This is a genomic window from Ilyomonas limi (assembly GCF_005233845.1).
In the GTDB taxonomy this organism is placed as follows: domain Bacteria; phylum Bacteroidota; class Bacteroidia; order Chitinophagales; family Chitinophagaceae; genus Ilyomonas; species Ilyomonas limi.
This window is the reverse complement of the sequence record NZ_SZQL01000002.1, coordinates 133,598-157,852: the sequence shown is the minus strand read 5'-3', so window position 1 is coordinate 157,852 and position 24,255 is coordinate 133,598. Positions and strand designations below refer to the sequence as shown.

Annotated in this window: 27 protein-coding genes; 13 read left to right on the top strand and 14 right to left on the bottom strand. The window is 41.1% G+C overall.

The window, feature by feature from the left end:
- Positions 1-36: 36 nt before the first annotated feature.
- From FC093_RS04055 to FC093_RS04045, 3 genes are read right to left on the bottom strand one after another with little or no spacing between them, the layout of a single operon-like run.
- A complete protein-coding gene (locus FC093_RS04055; RefSeq protein ID WP_137260474.1) occupies positions 37-963 on the bottom strand; it encodes a helix-hairpin-helix domain-containing protein in 927 nt (308 codons plus the stop codon).
- A 19-nt stretch (positions 964-982) separates the two neighbouring features.
- Positions 983-1,756 carry an MBL fold metallo-hydrolase gene (locus FC093_RS04050; RefSeq protein WP_240743174.1) on the bottom strand — a complete coding sequence of 258 codons (774 nt, stop codon included), beginning with the start codon at positions 1,754-1,756 and terminating at the stop codon, positions 983-985.
- A gap of 40 nt (positions 1,757-1,796) precedes the next feature.
- Complete coding sequence (locus FC093_RS04045) at positions 1,797-2,069, bottom strand: hypothetical protein (protein ID WP_137260473.1); 273 nt, start codon at positions 2,067-2,069, stop codon at positions 1,797-1,799.
- Between the two features lie 336 nt (positions 2,070-2,405).
- On the opposite strand from FC093_RS04045, the gene FC093_RS04040 reads away from it, so the two are divergent.
- The 3 genes from FC093_RS04040 (at position 2,406) to FC093_RS04030 (ending at position 5,245) form a co-directional block, all read left to right on the top strand.
- Positions 2,406-3,098 (top strand): cell division ATP-binding protein FtsE, encoded by a 693-nt coding sequence (locus FC093_RS04040; protein WP_137260472.1) that lies wholly within the window; start codon positions 2,406-2,408, stop codon positions 3,096-3,098.
- A gap of 206 nt (positions 3,099-3,304) precedes the next feature.
- Entirely contained in the window at positions 3,305-4,057 is a 753-nt protein-coding gene (gene fabG / locus FC093_RS04035) for a 3-oxoacyl-[acyl-carrier-protein] reductase (protein ID WP_137260471.1), read from the top strand.
- A 9-nt stretch (positions 4,058-4,066) separates the two neighbouring features.
- Positions 4,067-5,245, top strand: coding sequence for a glycosyltransferase family 2 protein (locus tag FC093_RS04030; protein ID WP_137260470.1), 1,179 nt, complete (start codon positions 4,067-4,069; stop codon positions 5,243-5,245).
- 264 nt (positions 5,246-5,509) lie between these two features.
- On the opposite strand, the gene FC093_RS24350 is transcribed toward FC093_RS04030, so the two are convergent.
- The 6 genes from FC093_RS24350 to gap form a co-directional block, all read right to left on the bottom strand.
- A complete protein-coding gene (locus tag FC093_RS24350) occupies positions 5,510-6,340 on the bottom strand; it encodes a TPM domain-containing protein (RefSeq protein WP_262711012.1) in 831 nt (276 codons plus the stop codon).
- Between the two features lie 175 nt (positions 6,341-6,515).
- Positions 6,516-6,974, bottom strand: a complete 459-nt coding sequence (locus tag FC093_RS04020) for a TPM domain-containing protein (protein ID WP_137260469.1) — start codon at positions 6,972-6,974, stop codon at positions 6,516-6,518.
- A gap of 12 nt (positions 6,975-6,986) precedes the next feature.
- On the bottom strand, positions 6,987-7,607 hold the full coding sequence (locus FC093_RS04015) for a LemA family protein (RefSeq protein ID WP_137260468.1): 621 nt from the start codon (positions 7,605-7,607) through the stop codon (positions 6,987-6,989).
- A gap of 287 nt (positions 7,608-7,894) precedes the next feature.
- Complete coding sequence (locus FC093_RS04010; protein ID WP_137260467.1) at positions 7,895-9,088, bottom strand: phosphoglycerate kinase; 1,194 nt, start codon at positions 9,086-9,088, stop codon at positions 7,895-7,897.
- A 127-nt stretch (positions 9,089-9,215) separates the two neighbouring features.
- Complete coding sequence (locus FC093_RS24345; RefSeq protein ID WP_262711011.1) at positions 9,216-9,338, bottom strand: hypothetical protein; 123 nt, start codon at positions 9,336-9,338, stop codon at positions 9,216-9,218.
- 394 nt (positions 9,339-9,732) lie between these two features.
- Positions 9,733-10,752, bottom strand: a complete 1,020-nt coding sequence (gap, locus tag FC093_RS04000) for a type I glyceraldehyde-3-phosphate dehydrogenase (protein WP_137260466.1) — start codon at positions 10,750-10,752, stop codon at positions 9,733-9,735.
- 116 nt (positions 10,753-10,868) lie between these two features.
- Between gap and FC093_RS03995 the strand changes: the two genes are divergently transcribed.
- From FC093_RS03995 to FC093_RS03975, 5 genes are all read left to right on the top strand, one after another.
- Positions 10,869-11,672, top strand: coding sequence for an MBL fold metallo-hydrolase (locus FC093_RS03995; RefSeq protein ID WP_240743173.1), 804 nt, complete (start codon positions 10,869-10,871; stop codon positions 11,670-11,672).
- Positions 11,673-11,992: 320 nt separating this feature from the next.
- Entirely contained in the window at positions 11,993-12,748 is a 756-nt protein-coding gene (locus FC093_RS03990) for a DUF4290 domain-containing protein (RefSeq protein WP_137260465.1), read from the top strand.
- A 232-nt stretch (positions 12,749-12,980) separates the two neighbouring features.
- Positions 12,981-14,288, top strand: a complete 1,308-nt coding sequence (murA, locus tag FC093_RS03985) for a UDP-N-acetylglucosamine 1-carboxyvinyltransferase (protein ID WP_137260464.1) — start codon at positions 12,981-12,983, stop codon at positions 14,286-14,288.
- A gap of 258 nt (positions 14,289-14,546) precedes the next feature.
- The gene (locus FC093_RS03980) at positions 14,547-14,852 is read left to right on the top strand and encodes a hypothetical protein (RefSeq protein WP_137260463.1); all 306 of its coding nucleotides are present in this window, start codon (positions 14,547-14,549) and stop codon (positions 14,850-14,852) included.
- Between the two features lie 2 nt (positions 14,853-14,854).
- Positions 14,855-15,325, top strand: a complete 471-nt coding sequence (locus FC093_RS03975; protein ID WP_137260462.1) for an NUDIX domain-containing protein — start codon at positions 14,855-14,857, stop codon at positions 15,323-15,325.
- A 10-nt stretch (positions 15,326-15,335) separates the two neighbouring features.
- On the opposite strand, the gene rdgB is transcribed toward FC093_RS03975, so the two are convergent.
- Both rdgB and FC093_RS03965 read right to left on the bottom strand, forming a co-directional pair.
- Positions 15,336-15,932, bottom strand: coding sequence for an RdgB/HAM1 family non-canonical purine NTP pyrophosphatase (rdgB, locus tag FC093_RS03970; protein WP_137260461.1), 597 nt, complete (start codon positions 15,930-15,932; stop codon positions 15,336-15,338).
- Positions 15,933-15,964: 32 nt separating this feature from the next.
- Positions 15,965-16,483 (bottom strand): hypothetical protein, encoded by a 519-nt coding sequence (locus FC093_RS03965; protein ID WP_137260460.1) that lies wholly within the window; start codon positions 16,481-16,483, stop codon positions 15,965-15,967.
- Between the two features lie 65 nt (positions 16,484-16,548).
- On the opposite strand from FC093_RS03965, the gene FC093_RS03960 reads away from it, so the two are divergent.
- The 3 genes from FC093_RS03960 (at position 16,549) to rpsG (ending at position 18,802) form a co-directional block, all read left to right on the top strand.
- Positions 16,549-17,613, top strand: a complete 1,065-nt coding sequence (locus FC093_RS03960; RefSeq protein WP_137260459.1) for a branched-chain amino acid aminotransferase — start codon at positions 16,549-16,551, stop codon at positions 17,611-17,613.
- A 280-nt stretch (positions 17,614-17,893) separates the two neighbouring features.
- On the top strand, positions 17,894-18,301 hold the full coding sequence (gene rpsL / locus FC093_RS03955; RefSeq protein WP_137260458.1) for a 30S ribosomal protein S12: 408 nt from the start codon (positions 17,894-17,896) through the stop codon (positions 18,299-18,301).
- Between the two features lie 33 nt (positions 18,302-18,334).
- Positions 18,335-18,802, top strand: a complete 468-nt coding sequence (rpsG, locus tag FC093_RS03950) for a 30S ribosomal protein S7 (RefSeq protein WP_137260457.1) — start codon at positions 18,335-18,337, stop codon at positions 18,800-18,802.
- 605 nt (positions 18,803-19,407) lie between these two features.
- On the opposite strand, the gene pyrH is transcribed toward rpsG, so the two are convergent.
- Entirely contained in the window at positions 19,408-20,127 is a 720-nt protein-coding gene (pyrH, locus tag FC093_RS03945; RefSeq protein WP_137260456.1) for a UMP kinase, read from the bottom strand.
- 194 nt (positions 20,128-20,321) lie between these two features.
- Between pyrH and FC093_RS03940 the strand changes: the two genes are divergently transcribed.
- Entirely contained in the window at positions 20,322-21,386 is a 1,065-nt protein-coding gene (locus FC093_RS03940; protein WP_170970986.1) for a formylglycine-generating enzyme family protein, read from the top strand.
- Between the two features lie 112 nt (positions 21,387-21,498).
- On the opposite strand, the gene FC093_RS03935 is transcribed toward FC093_RS03940, so the two are convergent.
- Positions 21,499-22,236 carry an FkbM family methyltransferase gene (locus FC093_RS03935; RefSeq protein WP_137260454.1) on the bottom strand — a complete coding sequence of 246 codons (738 nt, stop codon included), beginning with the start codon at positions 22,234-22,236 and terminating at the stop codon, positions 21,499-21,501.
- A 144-nt stretch (positions 22,237-22,380) separates the two neighbouring features.
- Here FC093_RS03935 and FC093_RS03930 point away from each other — a divergent pair, with 144 nt between their 5' ends.
- Positions 22,381-23,382, top strand: coding sequence for a glycosyltransferase family 4 protein (locus FC093_RS03930; protein ID WP_137260453.1), 1,002 nt, complete (start codon positions 22,381-22,383; stop codon positions 23,380-23,382).
- Between the two features lie 30 nt (positions 23,383-23,412).
- On the opposite strand, the gene FC093_RS03925 is transcribed toward FC093_RS03930, so the two are convergent.
- On the bottom strand, positions 23,413-24,225 hold the full coding sequence (locus tag FC093_RS03925) for a glycosyltransferase family 2 protein (protein ID WP_137260452.1): 813 nt from the start codon (positions 24,223-24,225) through the stop codon (positions 23,413-23,415).
- Positions 24,226-24,255: the final 30 nt, after the last annotated feature.

Here is a 24,255-nt window from a genome sequence, read left to right as displayed (position 1 = left end):
ATCATTTTATAAAAATCTTTTGGTAAATGACTTTAATTATTCAATAGTTAAATAAGGCGCTACTTGTGTGTATATTTCATCATTAATAAATACAATCTTTTTGATATCTTCTATTGAAGAGAAATTGCCGTGTTGCGAGCGGTAAATAATAATCGCCTGTGCTATTTCCTCCGGGATGTGTGAATTGCTTTTAAACTGATTAAGAGAAGCGGTATTAATATTAATCTTTTCGGGCGGAATATTCTTTTGCGGAGCAGAGGCCATCTGTAAATACGGCTCGATTACCCGAAAGGCAGAATCTGACAAACCATAGGTTTGCTTTACTTGTGCAACAGATGTAAAGCCGCCTATTTTATCCCTAAATTTTACAATGCGGTTTGCCAGTGCATCGCCAATAGCAGGCAACGCTTTCCACTGTTCTATTGGAGCGGTATTTATTTCTATAACAGCCGGCTTAGGATTAGGATAGTTTGTTTGCGCTTTATCTTTTTGGGTAAATGTTGGTTGCAAGCCGGCAATATGTATGTATGGAATCAGGCGGTCTGCGTCTTCTTTTTGCAAGCCATATATTTTTCTTACATCCTCCGGCTTCCAAAAATGCCCGCCTTTACCGCGGTAATTGATGATAGTATGAATGATTTTATCCTGCAAACCAAGTTGCTTAAAGCCTGCTGCTGTCAAAGTGTTGGGGTCAAATTGAAAAAGTTCACCGGCTCTGATGTTTATTACTTCGCTTCCTTCTGAAGGAACGTAAGCTATTTGTTCATCAGCATTAGATGTTGTATCTATTTTTTGCTTTGCCAACTCCTGATCTAATGTAGTAATTATAACCAACGGCTGATTGCCGGAAGGATGATAGTAGAAAACACTAATAATAATTAATACAATCAGAAGTAACAGTATAATAGCGACATTTCTATCTCTTTTAGAGAAAGCCAGGTAAGCTTTCCAGTCTGTGCGCATAGCAGTTTTGGTTTTGAGTTCAGGCCTGAATAACCAGGTTATCGTATGCTAAAGATATGTTTTTTGGTAATATATCACTCACTTCTTCATGTTTTCCTAATTGATGACTGATATGTGTAAAATAAGCGCGGGGAATATTCAATTCTTCTACCAATGCAATAGCTTCGCTCAGGGTAAAGTGCGAAATATGTTCTTCGTTGCGCAACGCATTTACTACCAATATTTCAGATCCTTTTATCAATTCTTTTTGGTCGCTTTCTATTTTATTGGCATCGGTGATGTAGGTAAAATTGCCAAAGCGAAATCCATATACAATCATTTTGTGATGCCACACAGTAATAGGTGTTACCGGTATATCGCCAATCGTAAATGGTTGCTCATTAATAATATGCAAATGAATATCGGGAATACCCGGGTATTTATACTCAGCAAACACATATGCAAACTCTTTCTTCAATGCTTCGGCAGTTAATGCATTGGCATATACATCTATCGCAAGACCCGAAAAAAAATTGTAAGGTCGCACATCATCCAGTCCTGCAATATGGTCTTTGTGCGGATGCGTAAACAACACCGCATCTAATTTGTTGTTGCCAATGCGCAGCATTTGTTGCCTGAAATCGGGCGTAGTATCCACCACAATGGTAGTAGTTGGCGATTGTATTAAAATGCTGCTGCGCAGGCGTTTATCTTTTTCATCTTTAGATGTGCACACTTCGCAGTGGCAGCCAATCATAGGAATGCCGGTGCTGGTGCCGGTGCCGAGAAATGTTATAGTAAGTGGTGGAAACAAAAAATTTAAACTATCAATTTTAAGGATGTAAAATAATGCACTATGCTTTATGTGCTGCTTCTTTCTTTACTTCTTCATACAGCTTTTGCGATTCGTGCGTGAGTTTATCAACATTAATGGGCAACTGCGGTATTAGTTCCAGCAAAGTATTAACGCGCCCTTCGGTATCCAAAAACTTATTAAGCACAATAATACGTTTTTGCTCCAGCAGGCACCAGCCGCTTTGGAAAGTGCCACGCTCGTAGCGCATCAAATAATCTGCCTCGTGCACAATAGCCGATAATCTATCTAAACTCGCCTGTGTTGCTTTCATGCTCTTAATATAGCTGATGAAGTGTGCAAAAATATTGCATTCGGGGCATTAACGCTGATTGGGGTTTAAACCCTGCCAACGTTATCTGCGGTTGCGAACACAATAAGGCAACCTATGAATTGTAGTAAAATCAAAATATGCCAGCGATATTGAACACTTTTTATAATGTTCCTATTAAACTATTGATTATGGTTTATTGCTATTTACAGATTACCTCGCTACCGCTCGCAATGACGGCGTGCGTACTCTAAATATTTTCTAAAGTTGTGTAATAGCTATTTTTATAATGGATAAAAATTTCAATTCTTTACCTTCGCCGAAACTGGATTTTTTGTTATGTCCGAAACTGTAGTTGCTATTAATAATGCCAATATATATCAGGGCGAAAACCTCGTACTGGAGAATGTTAATTTTACTATATCCCGCGGTGAGTTTGTGTATCTTATTGGAAAAACCGGTTCGGGCAAGAGCAGCCTGCTGAAAACGTTATATGGCGAGTTGCCTCTTAAAGAAGGTACGGGTAATGTGGTAGGTTTTGACCTGAAGGGAATGAACTGGAAAAAAGTACCCTTTTTGCGCCGCAATTTAGGCGTGGTGTTTCAGGATTTTCAACTGCTTACTGACCGGAATATATATGAAAACCTGAAGTTTGTACTGCAGGCAACCGGCTGGACTGACAAGCGCCTGATGGAAGAAAAAATAAATGATGTACTGGATAAAGTGGGGCTTAAAAGCAAAGGCTTTAAAATGCCTTTTGAAATAAGCGGTGGCGAGCAGCAACGTGTGGATATTGCGCGTGCTTTGCTCAATTCGCCCAAACTTATTTTGGCAGATGAACCAACCGGCAATCTGGACCCCGAAACCAGTGACGAAATTATGCAACTGCTGTTCCGCATTGTTAAAGATTACGGTACGTCCATCATTATGGCAACGCACGATTTTATGGTTATTAAAAATTATCCTTCGCGCACACTCACTACCGAGCGTGGCAAGGTGCTGGATAGTGCTACTACCGCAATAGAAGCGTAATTATCTCTTTTTACAGCGTGGGGTGCTGTACTGCTATGAGGTTGATGACCTGGCAGGTTAGATTGCAAGTTTAAGGCTAACCTGTCATAACGCTGACAGGTTTCAAACCTTGTCAGCGTTATGACAGGTTCCACATACATTAGTTCACAGCGTTATATTTTAATTCATACATTCCATATTCAACATATCACCAAAATAGATTGTCTATGCTATTAAAAGATAAAGTTTGTATTGTTACCGGCGCAGCCCGTGGCATTGGCGAAGCAATTGCAATTAAACTTGCCGAAAACGGTGCGCACATTGCATTTACCTATGTTAGCAACAGCAGTGCAGAAAAAGCTGCTGCTTTGGAGCAAAAGCTAACCGGCATGGGCGTACAGGCCAAAAGCTATCAGAGCAACGCCGGCGATTTTGCTGCCTGTGAAGCCTTTGTGGGCGATGTGGTAAAAACCTTTGGAACGGTAGATGTATGTGTAAACAATGCAGGCATCAGCAAAGACAATCTCTTACTGCGCCTCTCACCCGAGCAGTGGGATGATGTGATGAATACCAATCTCAAAAGTGTATTTAATATGACTAAGCAGGTCATTCGCCCGATGATGAAAGCCAAAGCCGGCAGCATTATTAACATGAGTTCTATTGTTGGCGTTCGCGGCAATGCAGGGCAAAGCAGTTATGCTGCCAGTAAAGCGGGGATTATTGGCTTTACAAAATCCATTGCATTAGAGCTAGGCAGCCGCAACATCCGCTGCAATGCTATTGCGCCCGGTTTTGTAGAAACCGATATGACGCATTATTTAAAAGAAGGTAGCGGCGCAGATGAATTTCTGAAAAAAATACCACTGGGCAGGTTTGGCAGAGCAGAAGAAATTGCAGACGCTACGTTGTTTCTTGCATCAAACATGAGCAGTTATATTACCGGGCAGGTACTCAGTGTTTGCGGCGGATTAAATATTTAATGCCATACTGTGCTGCTATCTGTCATTATTGTCAACTACAATGTAAAGTATTTTTTGGAGCAGTGTCTTTGTTCGGTGCAGGCTGCTCTTGCAAATATGGAAGCAGAAATAATAGTAGTTGATAATTGCTCTGCAGATGGCAGCATTGAATATTTGCAACCTTATTTTCCTCGTGTTATATTCATCCAAAATAAGCTAAACGAAGGCTTTGCCAAAGCGAACAATAAAGCACTAAAACTTGCAAAAGGCGAGTTCATTTTATTTCTAAATCCAGACACTATACTGGCTGAAGATACATTGCAGCAATGTATTCATTTCTTTGCAAAGCATACAAATGCCGGTGCCGTGGGCGTGCGCATGATTGATGGTTCTGGTACATTTTTACCGGAAAGCAAACGTGCATTTCCTTCACCCTGGGTATCTTTTTATAAGCTTACCGGGTTAGCTGCTTTATTCCCAAAATCAAAAATATTCAATAGATATGCTCTGGGCTTTTTACCTCAGAATGCGGTACATGAAGTGGATGTATTAGCCGGCGCTTTTATGATGGTAAGAGAAAGTGTATTGTATACTGTTGGTGGCTTTGATGACCAATTTTTTATGTATGCCGAAGATATTGATTTAAGCTATCGCATTCAAAAGGGAGGCTACAAAAATTATTATTTGGGTGATATTACCGTTGTACATTTCAAGGGAGAAAGTACAAAAAAGGGCAGCCTGCGTTATGTGCGTATGTTTTACGAAGCCATGCGCTTATTTGTAAAGAAACATCATGGTGGAGCAGGCGCATGGCTGGTAAATAAAGGCTTGTACACCGGCATTTTATTGCGACAAATGGTAGCAGCTTTAGCTTTGCCATTTTATAAAAAAAGTACTAAAAACAATCCTATTGTTTTTCAAAAAGTCTATCTCACAGGAAGTACTTTACAAACTGAAACGGCAATAAAAATTATTAAGAAAAATCACCCGGAAACTGCTATACGTTTGGTGAATGATGTAAGGGAAATTACAGTTCCTGCTCAGGAAAATGCACTTGTGCTTTGCGCTGGCAGCAATTTGACCTACAAAGAAGCAATACAACTTTCTCAAATGTATGTTACAACTTCTTTATTGATGTGGAGTGGAAAGGGTAGCCGCAGCATTGTGGGGAGCAATGATAAAAATGCATCGGGTTACGTATGGTATTAAAACGTTTTGTTTTACATGAAAGCCATCAGCAGTGTTGCAATTACCAATACATCTACAAACAAGTTTTGAAAGGAATAATTATCTGAATTCATAGCCTACCTTTTTCATTTTTACTTTATAAAAACAAACACGGGGCCAAAAGTGTAGCTGTGCCGCCGTTGGCATCACAGCAATTGAAGCACAGGCAATTACAATGTTCTGTTTTTTATGTATCACAATAAAAAAGCGGCTTAATAATTTATAAGCCGCTTTACTAAGATAATTTTACCAACTACCACTCGCGCCACCGCCACCACTGCTGCCACCACCAAAACCACCAAATCCTCCACCGCCACCGCCGAAGCCGCCGCCTCCTCCAAAACCACCGCCGCCACCGCCCCAACCGCGGTTGCTGCTACCCAGCATGCTTGCCCAGAACAGTGGCCCCAAACCACCATATCCTCTGCGGCTGATCATTCCTCCACCGCGGCCGCCACGACCTCCGCCGCGTATTAAGAATAGCACAATAACGATAATAATAATGACTCCTAAAATGGAGCCGCCGCCTCCGCCGCCATTATCGTTACTCTTTCTTTCTCTTGCCGTATGGTATTCACCCGCAGCCGCTTTGCTTAAATCGTCCGTGGCAACGTTCAGCCCGCGGAAATAATTGCCCTCTCTAAAATTGGGTATAATATCGTTTTCAATAATACTATTAGCTGTTATATCCGGAATAGCACCTTCCAGCCCATAGCCAACTTCTATGCGCACTTTATGGTCTTCGATAGCCGCTACAATGAGCACGCCGTTATTGGTTGTTTTATTGCCAATGCCCCAGCTTCTAAACAGCTTTACTGCATAATCTTCTATGGGGTAATCGTTTAATGTTTTTATCAGTACAATGGCTATCTGGTTGCTGGTGCTGTCGTCCAGTGCTACCAGTTTTCTTTCCAGTGCATCTTCCTGCTCCGGTAGCAACGTGCCCGCAAGATCGTTTACCAGCCGTGGCGGATTTGGCCTTGGTGGTATAGGAATATTCTGACTAAATACCGCAATACTCATGACGAGCATGGCGGAAAGGAGAAAAAGATATTTTATGCTGTTGCTGCTTTTCAACGTAGCGAGTGGTTTTATATTATGGAGTGATTTTTCACCTCTTTTTACCGCAAAGAACAGGAGTAAATGGAGGTTTCGGAAATTTTTATGTAGAGGTTCATTCTTCCTGGAATGAGTATTCTATTTGCATCTTCTCTACGGAACCTCATCTCCTCTGCTCTCCGCGGTGAGAAAATCATTTGCCAAAAACGATATTATCGGGCAGCTCATTTTTATCGGTTGTTGCATCGTAAGGAAAATGATGTACTAACGCTTCACCAATCTTTAATACCGCACTGCAAATTCCCTCTGCAACATGCTCTTGCCTGAAGTGTTGTAGCATGGCAGCTACAGTACCAAGCCAATATTGCCTCCCGGCTTTGGCATGAATACCTTCATCGGCATACACTGCTACTTGCTTGTCATCTACCGCAACGTACACCAGCACGCCATTATGCAAGGTTGTTTTATCCATTTGCAACTGGAAAAATATTTCCGCTGCCCGATCCAGGGCATCTACAAAGCGGCACTTGCTTTCTACATACACGCGTACCTCGCCGCTGGTTTGCCGCTCGGCTTGCTGCACAGCCTGCACAATTCGTTGCTTTTGCTCTTCGGTAAAAAATGTTTTCGGCTTTTGCCATGGAAACAGCATGATTATAACAATTTATTTGCTGTTATTGGTATCGAAGTTTACGGTAGGAGCCCGCTCTGCACCCGGATCGGCCTGGAAAGGTTGCTTGGGCGTAAAGCCAAACCAGCCAGCGTAAAAATTGTTAGGAAAAGTACGGATAGCAGTATTGTACTCCTGCACGGCTGTATTAAAATCGTTGCGTGCTACCTTTATCCGGTTTTCGGTACCTTCCAACTGCGCTTGCAAACCGCGGAAGGCATCATTGGCGCGCAGGTTGGGATAATTTTCTGTTACTACCAGCAATCTGCCCAAAGCTTGCGACAACTGCCCTTGCGCCTGCTGAAACTGCTCTAATTTTTCGGGAGTAAGATCATTGGGATCTACTCTTACCTGCGTAGCCGAAGCTCTCGCTTTAATCACATTTTCCAGCGTACTTTGTTCAAAGTTAGCTTCGCCTTTTACGGTGCTTACCAGGTTGGGTATCAGGTCGCTGCGGCGCTGATATTCGCTTTGTACATTGGCAAACTTGGCTTTCACATTTTCGTCCAGGGCTACGCCTCTTTTCTGAAAGGAGACTGCACCGCAACCTACACATCCACCCACCAGCACTACCAAAGCAAGAATAACAATAAGCGCTAAGTTTCTTGTTTTCATGTTTTATGATTGTTTGCGATAAATAAACAAATTGTAATCCAAATTAATAGGCTGACATTATTGCTGAATGTAACACGGATGACATGAATACTCCTGCAGGGATTGAAAAGGGGTATTTAAACATGAATTATTCATATCTAATTACACGAATTGCACGAATTATTTTAACTCAAGAATAAAGATTTGATTATTAAGTAAATAAATCGGCCTTATCCGCATAATCAGTTTTATCCTTATTCAAAACAATCCGTGCTTTAGTCCGTGTTATCCGCGTTTTACAAACGAGCTTATTTAATGGCAGCAATACCCGGCAATTCTTTACCTTCAAAATACTCGAGCATAGCACCGCCGCCGGTGGACACATAACTTACTTTATCGGCATAGCCAAACTGATTGACGGCTGCCACACTATCCCCGCCACCCACAAGGGAGAACGCCCCATTTTGCGTTGCCTCCGCTACTGCTGTTGCAATGGCTTTGGTGCCGTGTTGAAAACATTCCATTTCAAACACGCCCATCGGTCCATTCCACAAAATGGTCTTAGCATTGTGAATGACTTTGGTAAAAGTGTCGCACGCCATTGTTCCAATATCAAGGCCCATCCAGCCATCAGGGATATTGGTGCTTAAAGAGCTGGAAATATTAGCATCGTTGGCAAATTTATCGGCAATCACCGAGTCGGCCGGCAGGTGAATGTTTACGCCTTTTTCTTCTGCCTTTTTCATAAGGTCTAATGCGGTTTGCACACGGTCTTCTTCGCAAAGCGAATTACCAATGTGACCACCTTCGGCTTTGAAAAAAGTATAAGCCATGCCGCCGCCAATGATAATGTCGGTTGCCCTTTCCAGAAGATTTTCGATAATAAGAATTTTATCAGAAACCTTTGCGCCGCCAATAATGGCAAGGAAAGGTTTTTCTGCTTTGTGCAGCACTTTTTCGGCGCTGGCTACTTCACTTTCCATCAGCAAACCAAACATTCTTCTTTCGGGTGGAAAAAACTGGGCGATCACCGCAGTAGAAGCATGGGCGCGGTGTGCGGTACCAAAAGCATCATTTATATACACATCGCCAAGGCGGGCAAGTTTTTCAGCAAACGTTTTATCGCCCTTCTCTTCTTCTTTATAAAAGCGGAGGTTTTCTAATAGTAATACTTCGCCGGGCTGCAGTGATTTTGCCATTTGTACCGCCTGCTCACTAATGCAATCTTCGGCAAACTTTACCGGCACATTGCCCAGCAGCTCGGACAGGTGATTTACCAAATGCTTTAACGAATATTTATTGGCTGGACCTTCTTTTGGTCGTCCCAAATGGCTCATTAATACTACGCTGCCGCCATCGCTGAGAATCTTTTTGATGGTAGGCACGGCTGCACGCATACGGGTATCGTCGGTGATTTCAAACTTGTCGTTTAGCGGTACATTGAAGTCAACGCGGATGAGGGCAGTTTTGCCTTGAAAATTAAAGTCGGAGAATTTGCTCATGGTGTTGGTAGTTCTATTTGTATAATGTTGTTATTAAAATCAATCAATAAATGCAAGGCTTTTTCTATATTCTTTGGAAGAATGGTATAAAGAAAGCGATTGGTGCAATTTCCAATTTTAATGTTAATCAATTCAGGCCGGGCACCATTTTGTTGATAATCTCTTTTATGTCTGAATCTCTTAAAGCAGTAATAATCCTGCCAGCTTCTTTTGCTTTCTGGTAAAGTTGAAAATCAGATAAAGTTTGCATTTGTAAACTATAAGCTAATTTGCCGCTCAAATCAAGGTCGTCTTTCAACTATTTACCAATAGTGGGAGCAATGTTATGGTCTAACCAGATTTACCAGTCAGGCAGCATTAATAATTATATCTTTTAATCTGAGAGATGCATACAGCAAAGAGGCTTGATTATCTCCTTTTCCGGGTAAAAATCTTCCAGAACTTCCTCATTCGTCATTCCACTCGCAAGCAGTTCAGGAATATCTGATACCCAAACCGCATTCCTCTGATGGTTGGTTTGCTGCCCATCAGTCCGGGAACGATCGTAATTCTTTTTAGCAATTCTGTTTGCATACAATTGCATTTACCTACAAAAATAAAAAAACCGCAGCACTAATGCTGCGGTTGCGTAAAACAGTTAAATACTATTGTTGTTTGTTAATCAGTTGCGCCATGTATTTTACGGTGCGCACTAACTGGCTTACATAACTCATTTCGTTATCGTACCAGCTTACTACTTTCACTACTTGCTTATCACCGGCAGAAACCACTTTTGTTTGCGTAGCATCAAACAAAGAACCGTAGTGCATACCAATTACGTCGGAGCTCACAATTTCATCTTCGTTATAACCAAAGCTTTCGTTACTGGCAGCTTTCATTATAGCATTTACTTCTTCGTAAGTTGTTTTTTTGCTGCAAACAGCCACCAGTTCGGTTACGGAACCCGTAATTACCGGTACACGTTGAGCGCCGCCATCCAACTTACCTTTTAGTTCGGGTAATACCAAACCAATGGCTTTGGCAGCGCCGGTGCTGTTGGGCACAATGTTGGCTGCTGCTGCACGTGCGCGGCGAAGGTCGCCTTTGGCATGTGGCGCATCCAATGTATTCTGGTCGTTGGTATAAGCGTGAATGGTAGTCATACTGCCTACTTCAATAGTTAGGGCATCGTTCAATGCTTTTGCCATTGGTGCAAGGCAGTTGGTAGTACAAGATGCGCAGCTGATAATGGTTTCGCTGCCATCCAGAATATTGTGGTTTACATTAAATACAACGGTTTTAAGATCGCCGGTAGCAGGTGCAGAAATCACTACGCGTTTTGCGCCGGCTTTCAGGTGCGCTTCAGCTTTAGTCTTATCGGCAAAGAAGCCGGTGCTTTCAATTACCACATCCACATCGTGTTCGCCCCAGGGAATTTGTGACGGATCTCTTTGCGCATAGATTCTCACTTCTTCGCCATTTACCGAAATGGAAGTATCAGTGAAGGTAACATCTCCTTCAAAACGTCCCTGTGCACTGTCGTACTTCAGTAAGTGGGCAAGTACTTTGGGGCTGGTGAGATCGTTTATTGCTACTACATCAATACCTTCCATGTTGTAAATCTGACGAAATACCAAACGGCCGATACGTCCGAAACCGTTAATGGCAACTTTTACTGTGCTCATATTAATTAGTGTTTATTTTTTGAAAAGCACCGCAAAATTAGCTGATTGCATAGGAATAATAAAGGATTTTTTAAGGAGTGCCGGTCTTTGCCACAGATACAAGTATTTATATAGCAATGAAAATGGGATGCTATTACAGATGGGTAGTATTTTTGCAGCTTATTATATTTTTCAATTACATGCAGATTATTCCACTTTCCGAGGGCGCATTCACAGTAGATAAAACAAAAGTGTTTTTACCGTTTGATGTAGAAGATGATCAATTGCAAAGCCGCTCCTCCGGTAGTTTGTTGGTAGAAATACAGCCGTTTGTTATAAAAACCGAAAAAGATATCTTATTATTGGATGCCGGTTTAGGTTTTTACAAAAACGGCGAGCTGCAACTGCATCAAAACCTTAGGGCCGCTGGCATACAACCGGAACAAATAACCAAAGTATTAATGAGCCATTTGCATAAAGATCATGCCGGTGGCGTAAGTAAAAAAGATAATTTGGGACATTATTACTTATCTTTCCCCAATGCTGTCTATTATATACAAGAGCAAGAACTGGCATTTGCGTTAGAAACTGGCTTTCCTTCTTATATGCCCGAAGAATTGTCTATGTTGCAAAACAGTTCGCAAGTGGTTTTGCTTAATGGAAACGGCATTATAGACAAATATATAGACTACGAAGTAACTGCCGGCCATAGCCGCTACCATCAGGTGTTTTGGATAAAGGAAGGTGGAGAAATCGTTTTCTTTGGTGGCGATGATGCGCCGCAATTACAACAGATGAAAAGCAGGTTTGTAGCGAAATATGACTACGACGGTAAAAAATGTATGCAACTGCGTCAGCAGTGGTGGGAGGAGGGTAAAGGAGAAAACTGGACGTTTTTGTTTTATCATGATATAAAAACACCAGTGAGCAAAGCGGTGTAGTGTATGGTATAGAATGACGCACGAATGACATGGATGTTCATGCACAGATTTTGAAGTTATATTTTTTATACGGTTTGGATGAGAACAGATTTTTGAATGAATTTTGTGAGTTTAGGTGAAAGGATGCAAGCAGCATTATTCGCTGCTATCCCTCATCTTTCAACTGTAAACTTCATCAATCACTAAATTATCAGCCAAAATTCATGTTTTTCTATTTAAAAAATATGTTTTTATTTTGTGTTGTATAAGTAATTATTTTAACCTTCACTCAACAGGCAAACCGAAATACTTACGATAGATTTGCCACTTTTACAAACTACATGGAATATAATACTGAAAGAAACTACCTGAGTATGCGCGAGTATGGCAGGCATATTCAAAAAATGGTAGAGTACCTCTTAACGATTGAAGACCGCACCAAGCGGCAGCAACAAACCCGTGCAGTGATAGAACTGATGGGCTTTTTAAATCCGCACCTTAAAAATGTAGAAGATTTCCGACACATGCTTTGGGATCATCTGTTTTTTATTTCCGATTTTAAGCTGGATGTAGATAGCCCGTATCCCATTCCGCAAAAAGAGACATATAAAGCAAAGTCGGAGCCAATGGGTTATCCTAAGCGTTATCCAAAATATTCACATCTGGGCAAAAACCTGGAATTGGTAATAGATAAGGCATTACACGAAGAAAATCCGGAAAAGAAAGCCGGATTTGCCAACGCAATTGCCTACTACATGAAGCTATCGTATAGCAACTGGCACAAAGAACTGGTACACGATGATGCCATTCGTAGCGAGCTGAACAATATTACTAAAGGTGAACTGGAATTTAGCAATACACCTTACATCAAACATAGGGCTCAAAACTTTGAGCGCGATGATTACCGACCGGCTACCCGCAACAGAAATTTTGCAGGTCGCGGCGGTGGTAGCAACCGTATGACTGGCAACCGCGATAACCGCGGCAGCAATAATATGCAGCGCAATGGTGGTAATGGTAACCGCAACAGTGGCGGCATGAATGGTAATAAAAACAACCGTAACTCCAACGGTGGTGGCTTTAAAAAGCGCTTTTAGTTGTTTGAACTGCTAAGACGCAGAGATTTATAAAGAGAATAGAAATGGTTCCGTACATCAATAGTACGGAACCATTTTTATTGATCTCTATCTTCTTTGTATTGTCTCATCTACCAACAGGCAGATTCTTCGATTGCATCTTAGCGCCTTCGAAGTTAAAGCAACCCTGAAAAATATTTTTAAAAGTCAGTAGTAGGCTCGCTTTTTTTACTTTCGCCCCAAACTGTTTTGTATGGCTTCATTTTATGTAAAAGGTGGTGTAGAACTGAAAGGAGAAATTGTTCCGCAAGGTGCTAAGAATGAAGCCTTGCAGATTATTTCGGCGGTATTGCTTACGAAAGATAAGGTAACAATTACCAATATACCGGATATAGTGGATGTAAATTTGCAGATAGAGTTGATGGCAGAAATTGGTGTAAAAGTAGAGCGTATTACACGCCATACCTGCACCTTTCAGGCAGATAATATCGATCCCGACTATTTAGGTTCTGAAGCTTTTCGTAAAAAAAGCGCACGCTTGCGTGGCAGTGTGATGATTGCCGGACCAATGCTCGCGCGTTTTGGAAAAGCGTATGTGCCCAAACCGGGCGGTGACAAAATTGGTCGCCGGCGGTTGGACACACATATTATTGGCTTTCAAAAACTGGGTGCGCGATTTAACTACGAAGACACTAATAGTTTAATGCAGCTCACTGCATCAAAACTGAGAGGAGCATACATGTTGCTGGACGAACCTTCGGTAACAGGCACAGCCAATATTGTAATGGCGGCTGTAATGGCCGAAGGTATTACCACCATTTACAATGCAGCCTGCGAGCCTTACCTGCAGCAGCTTTGCAATATGCTCAACCGAATGGGTGCCAAGATAAGCGGTATTGGCAGTAATCTGCTAACGATAGAAGGTGTACAGAAATTAAGCGGAACAGACCATGCCATGCTGCCCGATATGATTGAAGTAGGCAGTTTTATTGGCCTGGCGGCCATGACACAAAGTGAGCTGACTATTAAAAATGTGGGCTTGTCCTGTTTAGGCATCATACCAGAGAAGTTCATGCAATTGGGTATTCAAATGGAGTTTAAAGGTGATGACATTTTTATACCGGCACAGGAAGTGTACCAGATCCAAACCTTTTTAGATGGCAGTATTCTTACTGTTTCCGATCATCCTTGGCCAGGCTTAACTCCCGATCTATTAAGTATTATTTTGGTAACTGCCACACAAGCCATTGGCTCTGTTTTAATACACCAAAAAATGTTTGAAAGCCGGTTATTTTTTGTAGATAAACTGGTGGATATGGGCGCACAAATTATCCTTTGCGATCCGCACCGCGCCACTGTAATAGGCATTGGCCGCAAATATGCACTGCACGGCATTACGATGAGCAGCCCCGACATACGTGCCGGTGTTGCCTTGCTGATTGCCGCTTTAAGTGCCGATGGCTACAGTACCATTCAAAATATAGAGCAGATAGACCGAGGGTATCAATACATTGATACAAGGCTTAATAATTTGGGGGCTGACATTCAAAGAATAGCATAGAGCAAAATAATACAGTCAGTTTTATTTTTGTTACTCAGGTTTCATTAGCTTGTTGCAAGCTGTTGTTAGTACTGCCATTTAGCAACAACGAACAACTTGCCGTAGCAGCAGCGAATGTTGATTATGATGTTGCTTTTTACCCAAAAAGCATTATGTATCATTTACCTTAAGTTAATTAAAAAACTATATACTTTCGTAAACAATTGCAACAGCCAGCTTTAAACATCTTTTTACTTTTTGCTATTTAGCTTGCAATACATGGACAATAACTCAGAAGATAACAGGAAAATAGCCTCTTATGTTTTCTCCGGCGCCAATACCATGGTGGGAGTTTGCATCACCGTTATTACGCTTTTTCGTGTTATGAAAACTGGCATTCAAACGTATGCCGATGAAATATTAGCCTTTGATGTTTCGCTGTTTATTATTGCTTCTATTTTATCGTATGCCGTATTACGAAAAGATGAAAACAAACGATTGGAGAAATGGGCAGACATCTTTTATTATGCCGGCATGATTATTATGTTTTTTGTTGGACTGATTATTATTTATACAACCTATTAAGTATGGCAAAAAAGAGCGCTGGCTTGCTTGTTTATCATTATTTTAATGAGGTATTAAAGGTATTGCTGGTGCATCCCGGCGGACCATTTTTTATAAAGAAAGATGCTGGTGTATGGTCTATACCAAAAGGCGAATATGAAGATGGAGAAGACCCGTTAACAGTAGCAAAGCGCGAACTGGAAGAAGAAACCGGCAATGTGGTAATGAATGATAACTTTATTGCGTTAACACCTGTAAAAATTAAAAGTGGCAAAGTAATAAGTGTATGGGCTGCTGCCAGTTATTTTGAGCAACCGTTTATCAGCAGCAACTTATTCTCTATGGAGTGGCCGCCAAAATCGGGCAGGCAACAGCTATTTTACGAAACCGATAATGCCGCTTATTTTACCATTGAAGAAGCAAGTGAAAAAATGAACACGGGGCAATTGCCCTTTTTAGCTGAGTTGGTGAAAAAGCTGGAAGTAAAAGATTGATAAATTGTTCTTATACTTCAGTAACTACCTTTTCTTTTAAAAAAGCTATTAATTTATCCGTTGCTTTGCGGCGGTGGCTGAATAGGTTTTTTTCTTTCAGGCTCATTTCTGCAAAGGTTTTATTGCTGCCATCGGGCACAAAAACCGGGTCGTAGCCAAAACCTTGTTCCCCTCTGGGCGCACCAATAATATTACCTTCGCAAATGCCTTCAAAATAATGTTCTTCCTTATTCCAAATCAACGAAACAACGGTTCTGAAACGTGCGCTCCGGTCTGTTTTGCCTTGCAGATTATGTAACAATTTTTGTATATTCTCTTCAAAGTTCCTGTCTTCGCCGGCATAACGGGCACTCTTTACACCGGGCGCACCATTGAGCGCGGTTACTTCCAGTCCGGTGTCTTCGCTAAAACAGTTTTGTTGCGTAAGCTGATGAATGACAGATGATTTTGCGCTTGCATTTTCTTCCAGCGTATTATATGGCTCAGGAATATCCTGGTTGATGCCGGCTTCTTTGAGCGTAATAATATGGAAATCGGGAGGAACAATTTTTTTTATTTCTTCTATTTTATGCAAATTATTGGTAGCAAAAATGATAGTGATGGACATACATTTATTTTATCTGAGCTTTGATCTTTATTTTATTTATTAAAAACCGCTTTCAAGCAAGTCCACAACTTCCTTTTTTCTGCTTTTGCTTTATCATCATTGGCTTTCATATCATCAATGGAACACGCTTGTATAAAGGTGCAATCTTCGTAACGCTGCAATTGATAATTGGGTATAATAAAAGGCAGTTGCAATGCCTGCGTGCTGATGCCAAATAAAAGGCAAACACGCGGCTGTAACATTTCATTTATTTGCGAATACACCACCGGCGTACGATAATGATTGATGATAGCAGCATCTGCCAGCGTAAAATTTAATGCAGCTAATAAATTACTCAATAATTGCAGACTTTCATCATCGGTAAAAACATGCGTAGCATTGTTGAGTACAATGCAAATATGTTGTGCATTATTGCCAAAGTAGAACGGCTTTTCTTCCGTAACTGCTGCTGCAATTACTTCTTCGGCTGGTTGTATTGCCCCTTCATTCAGCACTACCAGCGAATCTTTGTACAGGTCAGCAATTATAAAATCGGGCAGCTTGATTTTCATGTTAATAAATGTTAACAACAGTTAGCTTTTCTTTTTTTTGTTTATTTGCAAACAAATGTACTACTATGACAGCAGCTATGGATATAGCGATCACAAAAGCTACAGAAAGCAAACTAAAAAGCACCTCTTTTGAAAAGCTGGTATTTGGTAAAGATTTTACCGACCACATGCTGGAAGCCGATTATGAAAACGGCGAATGGAAAAATGTAGAAATCAACCCTTTTGGACCTATACAATTTATGCCTTCGATGGCGGCATTGCATTATGGGCAGGCTATTTTTGAAGGCATTAAGGCCTATAAGAACGCAGACGGTGAAGCGTTTATTTTTCGTCCGTACGACAACTGGAAACGCTTTAATATTTCAGCACAGCGCATGCAAATGCCCGAAGTACCCGAAGAAATATTTATTGAAGGTATGAAGCAGTTAGTTGCGGTGGATGAAGACTGGATTCCTACCAAGCCCGATCATTCATTATACATCCGCCCGGTAATGTTTGCCACCGACGAAAGCCTGGGTGTACATGCTTCTAAAAAATATAAATTTTTGATCCTGTTAAGTCCGGCAGGAGCATATTATGACGCACCAATGAAGATTTATGTAGAAGAAACCTACACCCGTGCAGCGCCTGGTGGCGTAGGCTTTGCCAAGAATGCCGGCAACTATGGCGGTAGCCTGCTGGCAGCACAAAAAGCAAAAGAACAAGGCTATGATCAGGTGTTGTGGACCGATGCATTTGAACACAAATGGCTACAGGAGGTAGGTACCATGAACGTGTTTTTTATCATTAATAATGTAGCTATCACACCATCGCTGGAAGAAGGAACTATATTGAATGGCGTAACGCGTGACAGTGCCATTAAAGTATTGCACGAGATGGGCATACACGTAGAAGAAAGAAAAATCAATATTGATGAACTGATAGATGCGTATAAGGCAGGCACTTTTACCGAAATATTTGGCACCGGTACAGCGGCAACTATTTCGCGCGTTAAAGAATTGCGGTATCAGGATTTCTCTATGTATTTTGATTTGGAGAAATACAATATTGCTAAAGAATTAAAGCAAAGATTAACCGACATCCGCGAGGGCAGGGCAGAAGACACTTATGGTTGGATGCTCCCGGTTTGATTTATAGCGCCCGGATTAAAGCATGGATTTACCTTCAGCTCGAATGGTTCAAACGCCAATTACGCGAATTGTACGGATTGTTTGGAGTTTTTTAGAGGTAAATTAAAGCAGGAATAAATCGGTTTTATCAGATTTCCTCATCAGTTCTGTCCTCATTTTTCCTAATCCGTGCTTTAATCCGTGTCATCTGTGTGCTATCACTAAATTTTTACTTTTTGTTTTTGGAAGTTAAAACAAAGGCTGTTACCTTTGCCGTCCTAAAAATTTTAATTGGTTTATAATGCCAACAATACAGCAGTTAGTAAGAAAAGGTCGTGAAATAATAAGGGCAAAGAGCAAATCGAGAGCTTTGGATGCTTGCCCGCAGCGCCGTGGTGTTTGCACCAGGGTATATACTACTACTCCAAAAAAGCCAAATTCAGCGCTTCGTAAAGTAGCAAAAGTGCGTTTGACAAACAAAGTGGAAGTGATTGCTTATATTCCTGGTGAAGGTCACAACTTACAGGAGCACTCTATCGTATTGATACGCGGTGGTCGTGTGAAGGACTTGCCGGGTGTGCGCTATCATATTGTACGCGGTAGCCTGGATACTGCCGGTGTAAAAGACCGTAAGCAAAGCCGTAGTAAATATGGTACTAAAAAGGCAAAAGCCGGCGCAGCCGCCGCACCTGCAAAAGGTAAAAAATAAATTTAAGTAAGCTATTATAATTGTATATACACAATGAGAAAATCTCAAGCCAAGAAACTTCCGTTAGCACCGGATTCGCGTTTCAATGATAAGCTGGTTACACGTTTCATTAATAACCTGATGTGGGATGGCAAAAAAAGCACTGCTATCAACATCTTCTACGATGCAGTAGATAAAGTAGGTAAAAATACCGGCGAAGATGGCTACGAAATATGGAAAAGAGCTTTAGCCAATGTAACGCCTGCCGTAGAAGTACGCAGCCGTCGTATTGGTGGTGCTACCTTCCAGATTCCTACCGAGGTACGTGCCGACCGTAAAGTTTCTTTAAGTATTAAATGGCTCATCCGCTACAGCCGCGAAAGAAATGGTCGTACCATGGCAGATAAACTAGCGAATGAAATTGTTGCAGCCAGCAAAGGGGAAGGTGCCGCCTTCAAAAAGAAAGAAGATACCCACCGTATGGCTGAAGCTAACAAAGCATTCTCGCACTTTAGAGTGTAGTGCTCTTAGATTTTGATGTTGCCTGATGTTGGTACTGATTAACCTGATAGAATAAAGATATAATTTGGTTTCTATATATATAGAGGTCCCGAACTTTTTAAAAGTTCGGGACCTTTTATTTGTTAAACGCTGACAGTATTCTAAACCATAGATGTTTTAAACCTGAGATTGCTAATAAATAAGCCTGAGAGGCTGACATTATTATAGTAAAAACAGGCAGGCTGGAATGTAAATCCCAAACGATAGCAGAAAATTATATCACTTCTCCGGAGTTTTTCTTTGAAAAAGCAACCATTTTCTATAATCATTTCATCCCTTCGGGATAGCTAAAAGATTTCTAACACCTATGGTTCTGAACTCCGTCTGCGCTCTTTGTTATGCTTCGCTATATCTGTAATGAAGCCCTTCTCTATACTCCGCCGGGTGCTCTCTGTGGTTCAACTCACATACTCGCTTAAAAGCCCGACAGATAGTCTTTAGTTGCAGTGTGCGACGGCGCTTGTAGCGCCACAGGCTGCCACCGGAGCTTTATAGTATCACAAATGCTTGACCCAAAAAAAAGCACCTTTTGGTGCTTTTCAATTAATTAAAAGTAAGCAAAAATATTACGATACCAGCGTGCCTACATTCATACCTAATACTACTTCCAGCAGGTTGCCGGGTTTGTTCATGTCAAATACAATAATAGGCAAATTGTTTTCCATACACAGCGTGAAGGCAGTCATGTCCATTACTTTCAGGTTGCGGCCAATACACTCGTGGTAAGTAATTTTTTCGTAGCGGGTAGCTGTTAAATCTTTTTCCGGATCGGCAGTATAAATACCATCTACGCGCGTGCCTTTCAAAATCACATCGGCTTTTATTTCAATCGCGCGCAAAGAACCGGCTGTGTCGGTAGTAAAATAAGGATTGCCTGTGCCGGCCCCGAATATCACTACCCGGCCTTTTTCCAGGTGGCGGATAGCTTTGCGACGAATATACGGTTCGGCAATCTGCTCCATTTTAATGGCACTTTGCAGCCGCGTATAAACGCCAATTTTTTCGAGCATTGCCTGCATGGCCATACCATTAATCATCGTTGCCAGCATACCCATGTAATCGCCGTGGGCACGCTCAATGCCACTTTCGGCTTCATTCATACCGCGATAAATATTGCCCCCGCCAATTACAATGGCTACCTGTACGCCAAGGTCGGTTACGGTTTTAATGTCATTTGCATATTGTTCAATAATCTCGGGAGAAAAAGGATCGAAGCCGTTTGATTTGTTGCCTAAGAAAGATTCACCTGATAATTTTAAAAGAATGCGCTTGTATTTAGGAAGCATGTATAATATAATGTTTGGTTTGCAAATAGACAGAATTTTTGCACAAGTGCCAAGCGGAGGGGGAATAAAAAAAGCTTAGAATAATAGTATCTGGACATTCTTGTATGTTTTATACCGTTGAATTAAATAAGATTTAATGTTTTATTGTTTATTATTGTACTGTTTAAATTTGTATTCTTTAAGTGATGTATTTAATGAAATTTCCTTCTGTTATTATATTGCTGTTAATACTGTTGGGCTGTAAAGGAAATACCGATAAGGCCAATGTTTCCAAAGCCGACTGTACTGCCTGCAAAGCACCTTCTTCAAGAGCCGCACTCATCAAAGCCGCCTCGCATCAACATACTGCTGTAGTTAAGGCAGATACTACCGGAATGGTCTTTATTAAAGGGGGCACTTTCCGGATGGGCTCCGATGATTTTGCAGACAGCAAGCCCATCCATACTGTATCAGTCAATAGTTTTTACATGGACGAACATGAAGTAACCAATGCACAATTTGCACAATTTGTAAAAGCTACCGGCTATGTAACCGTTGCAGAACAGCCGCTCAATCCTGCCGATTTTCCCGGCGTGCCTGCAGATAAACTGGTGCCTGGTTCGGCAGTTTTTACCCCACCTTCTTACGCTGTATCATTGAATAATCCTATGCAATGGTGGACGTATCAGGCAGGCGCCAATTGGAAACATCCGCAAGGTCCTAATAGCAGTATTGCCGGAAAAGATAGCGACCCGGTAGTACAAGTATGTTATACCGATGCTGCAGCTTATGCAAAATGGGCAGGCAAGCGCTTACCCACCGAGGCAGAATGGGAATATGCAGCGCGCGCCGGGAAGCATTTTGATAAATATTATTGGGGAAAGGAGTTTAAGCCCAACGGCAAATTGGTAGCTAATATTTTTGAAGGTTCTTTCCCCTGGAAGAATACAAAAGAAGATGGTTATACAGGTGTTGCACCAGTAAAGTCTTTTCCACCCAATGCGTTCCATTTGTACGATATGGAAGGCAATGTGTGGGAATGGTGCAGCGATTTGTACCGCCCGGATTATTATGCACAAAGTGCTGCCAATAACCCGCAGGGCCCGAAAGACAGCTACGACCCCGATGAGCCCGATTTGGAAAAACACGTGCAGCGCGGCGGTTCTTTCCTTTGCAGCGATGATTATTGCATTCGTTACAAAGCAGGTAGCCGCGGCAAAGGTGAAACCAACAGCGCTGCCAACAACCTTGGGTTCAGGTGTGTAATGGATGTAAAGTAGTTTTGAATTATCTTGTCTAAATTAAAATTAAGAGTGCAGTTTAAAGCTTCTCATAAAGCGTAAATATATTAATACAGTTCTTGCTCTTTTTATGTACAATATTTAATAAGGTTTACGATTTTACCAAATCTCTGTTGATAAGTAAAAAGTTTTGTTCAAAAGGATGACATTCAAAGTTGAACTGACTAAATGCTGTAAAGAATGACAGGCTACAGCCTTCTTTTTTTCTGTCATGAAGCTCAAGTATAATTATTTTGCTTTTGGCTATCCATTCAATATTATCAGAAAACAGTTCTTTTTCTGCGCCTTCAATATCTATTTTTACTATATCAATTATGGAGATCTGATACATTCGTATAATATCAGTTATGGAAATAGCCTTAAAGCTGTTAGGGTTATCTGCGCTGGTCTCTTTTACCATAAAACCTGTAGATCCTGAGCCGGAATCCACCACCTCCAGTACTGCTGGCTTTGGCCAAAGTCCTGCATTAATAGGCTTTATGTTGGGATAGTTTTTTGTATTCCGGCTAAGCATTTCGAAATTTTCCTTTTCTACTTCCACGGCAACAATAACAGCTCCGGGAAACCGATTGGCAAAATAAAGCGCCGATAATCCAATATTAGCGCCTGCATCTATAATAAACTGCGGCTGTACAGGGGTATTAAAATTATACTCTTCATGAACGAATATTTGCTTGAAGAGAAGTTTATCTGCCCTGGTATTGCGTAATGCAATCTCATTTTTTAAACCTGCTACCTGTATATTTTTTGTGCTGCCGGTTTTAAGTTTTAAATAAACTATCAGCCCGTTTAGCCCATAATTTTTTATAATTTTTTTTATTGTACTCATATCTGTGGTAAAGTAAAGATTTATTTCATGTGCATGCAATTAACATCGTGCAATTATATTGTAAACGAACAATTGATTTTGATTTAGGCATGTATCTGTAAACTTGGCGAACAGATAGTTTAGTTTGGGTATCTGGTTATTTCTATGTTGATTTGCTGCATGTATGTAATAGGAGCAATTCTACCACACACAAAATTATTTGGCGGTGTACGCCGCTTTTTTGAGCTGGGAGAGCGATTTATACAGCAAGGTCATCAAATGATTATTCTTACACCTGAAGGATTACCACCAGAGTGGTTCCATTTTTCGGGGAAGATGGATAGGCTGGAGAATATGCAGCAGCACCATTTTACGGCGTTATTTATAACAGAAACGGTTTTTATAAACGAACTGCTGTTGGCTAATGCACTTCTAAAAATATTTTATCATGTGATACCTACTGCAAAGATTGATAAGATATTGCAACATAAGGAAATTACAATCTTTGTAAATTCGACCAGTTCTTTTGAATATGTGAAAAAGAGGTATGGAATTGAGCTAATAAAACAAATAGGCGGGATTAATTTACCTGCGCAAACAAAAGACTTACACCAGCCCGAAGACGTGTTTACTATTATGTGTTATGGCCGTCTTAGCCGCAAAAAGAAAGGGACACGGATAGTGGTAAAAGCCGCCGAAAAGCTCCACCGGTTAGGCTACCCAGTTAAGCTGCTCCTATATGATACGCCTATTGATGAAAAATCAAAACAACTGATAAATAACTTTCATCCCAAAGCGCCTTTTGAATTTGTACTTAATCACCCGGTGGATAAAAATGATGAACTTTTTAAAAGGGCTTCTGTATTTGTAGCTGTAGAAAGAAAAGCAGGCTGGACCAATACAGCCGCCGAAGCTATGGCTTCTGGCATACCAGTAATAGGAACAGACATAGGTACGAAAGATTTTTTAATACCCAATGAAACAGGTATTGTAGTAAAACGGTATGCTTACTTTGTAAGAAAGGCTTTGGAAAAATTGATTAACGATAAAGCGTTGCGTATAAAGCTTGGCGAGAATGGACGCAGGAAAATAGAAGCTTTTAGCTGGGATATTCTTGCAAATAATATTTTGGCTTTCATAGCACAAAAAATTGGTAATAAATCGTGATAGTTAACCAATCTTCTGCTCTATTCTTTCTTAGCTTTTCACTATACCAAAGTCAGTCCAGGTGCGCTTGTCTTTTTTGGTAGCATCGCGAATCGCCTGATTGCTGGCAAGGTCTTTATCGTTTTTGTAGCCACGCGAATGGTCGAGGTGTATGCAAATAGCGCTGTATCTTATTTGCAATCCTTTAATACCATTATTCATCAGGCGCTCACCCATCTCGCGGTCAAGCGCGCCGTAACGCATCCGTTCATCAAAGCCATTTACATTCAGTATATCCTGCTTCCATGCCGATGAGTTGTGTCCGTTCCAGGAAGCATTAGTAGGAGTAATAAGATTAAGTAAATTGGCCTTCCAGCCCGATGCAGTAAACTTGCTATTCTTAAAACTATCGGGTAAGCCATTCCTTTTTAACCAGTTAACATCAAAACACCGTTGCGTTAAAATATCCTCTTTCGTTATCTGCTTTGATAATTGCATGGGCAGCTTGCTGTATCCGCCCGATAAAAAATAACCCTTTTTTCTTCTGGTAGCATGCACCTGCAAAAAGTCGTTGCGTGGTATGCAGTCGCCATCCGATATTATAAGATAATCGGCAGATGCTTCGCTGATAGCTTTATTTAAAATAGTGCATTTGCGAAATCCTTCGTCCTCATGCCATACGTGCTTTACCGGATAAAACACGTCTTTGCTCATACGCGCTATCAATTGTTTTGTAACATCGTTAGAGCCATCATCGGCAATCACCAATTCAAAATTGCGAAATACTTGCGCCTGATAGCCCCACATTACTTTTTCGAGCCATTCGGCAGCATTGTAAGTAGTAATTATAACAGATAATTCCATTGGCTAATACAGGATTATAAACAATAAAAG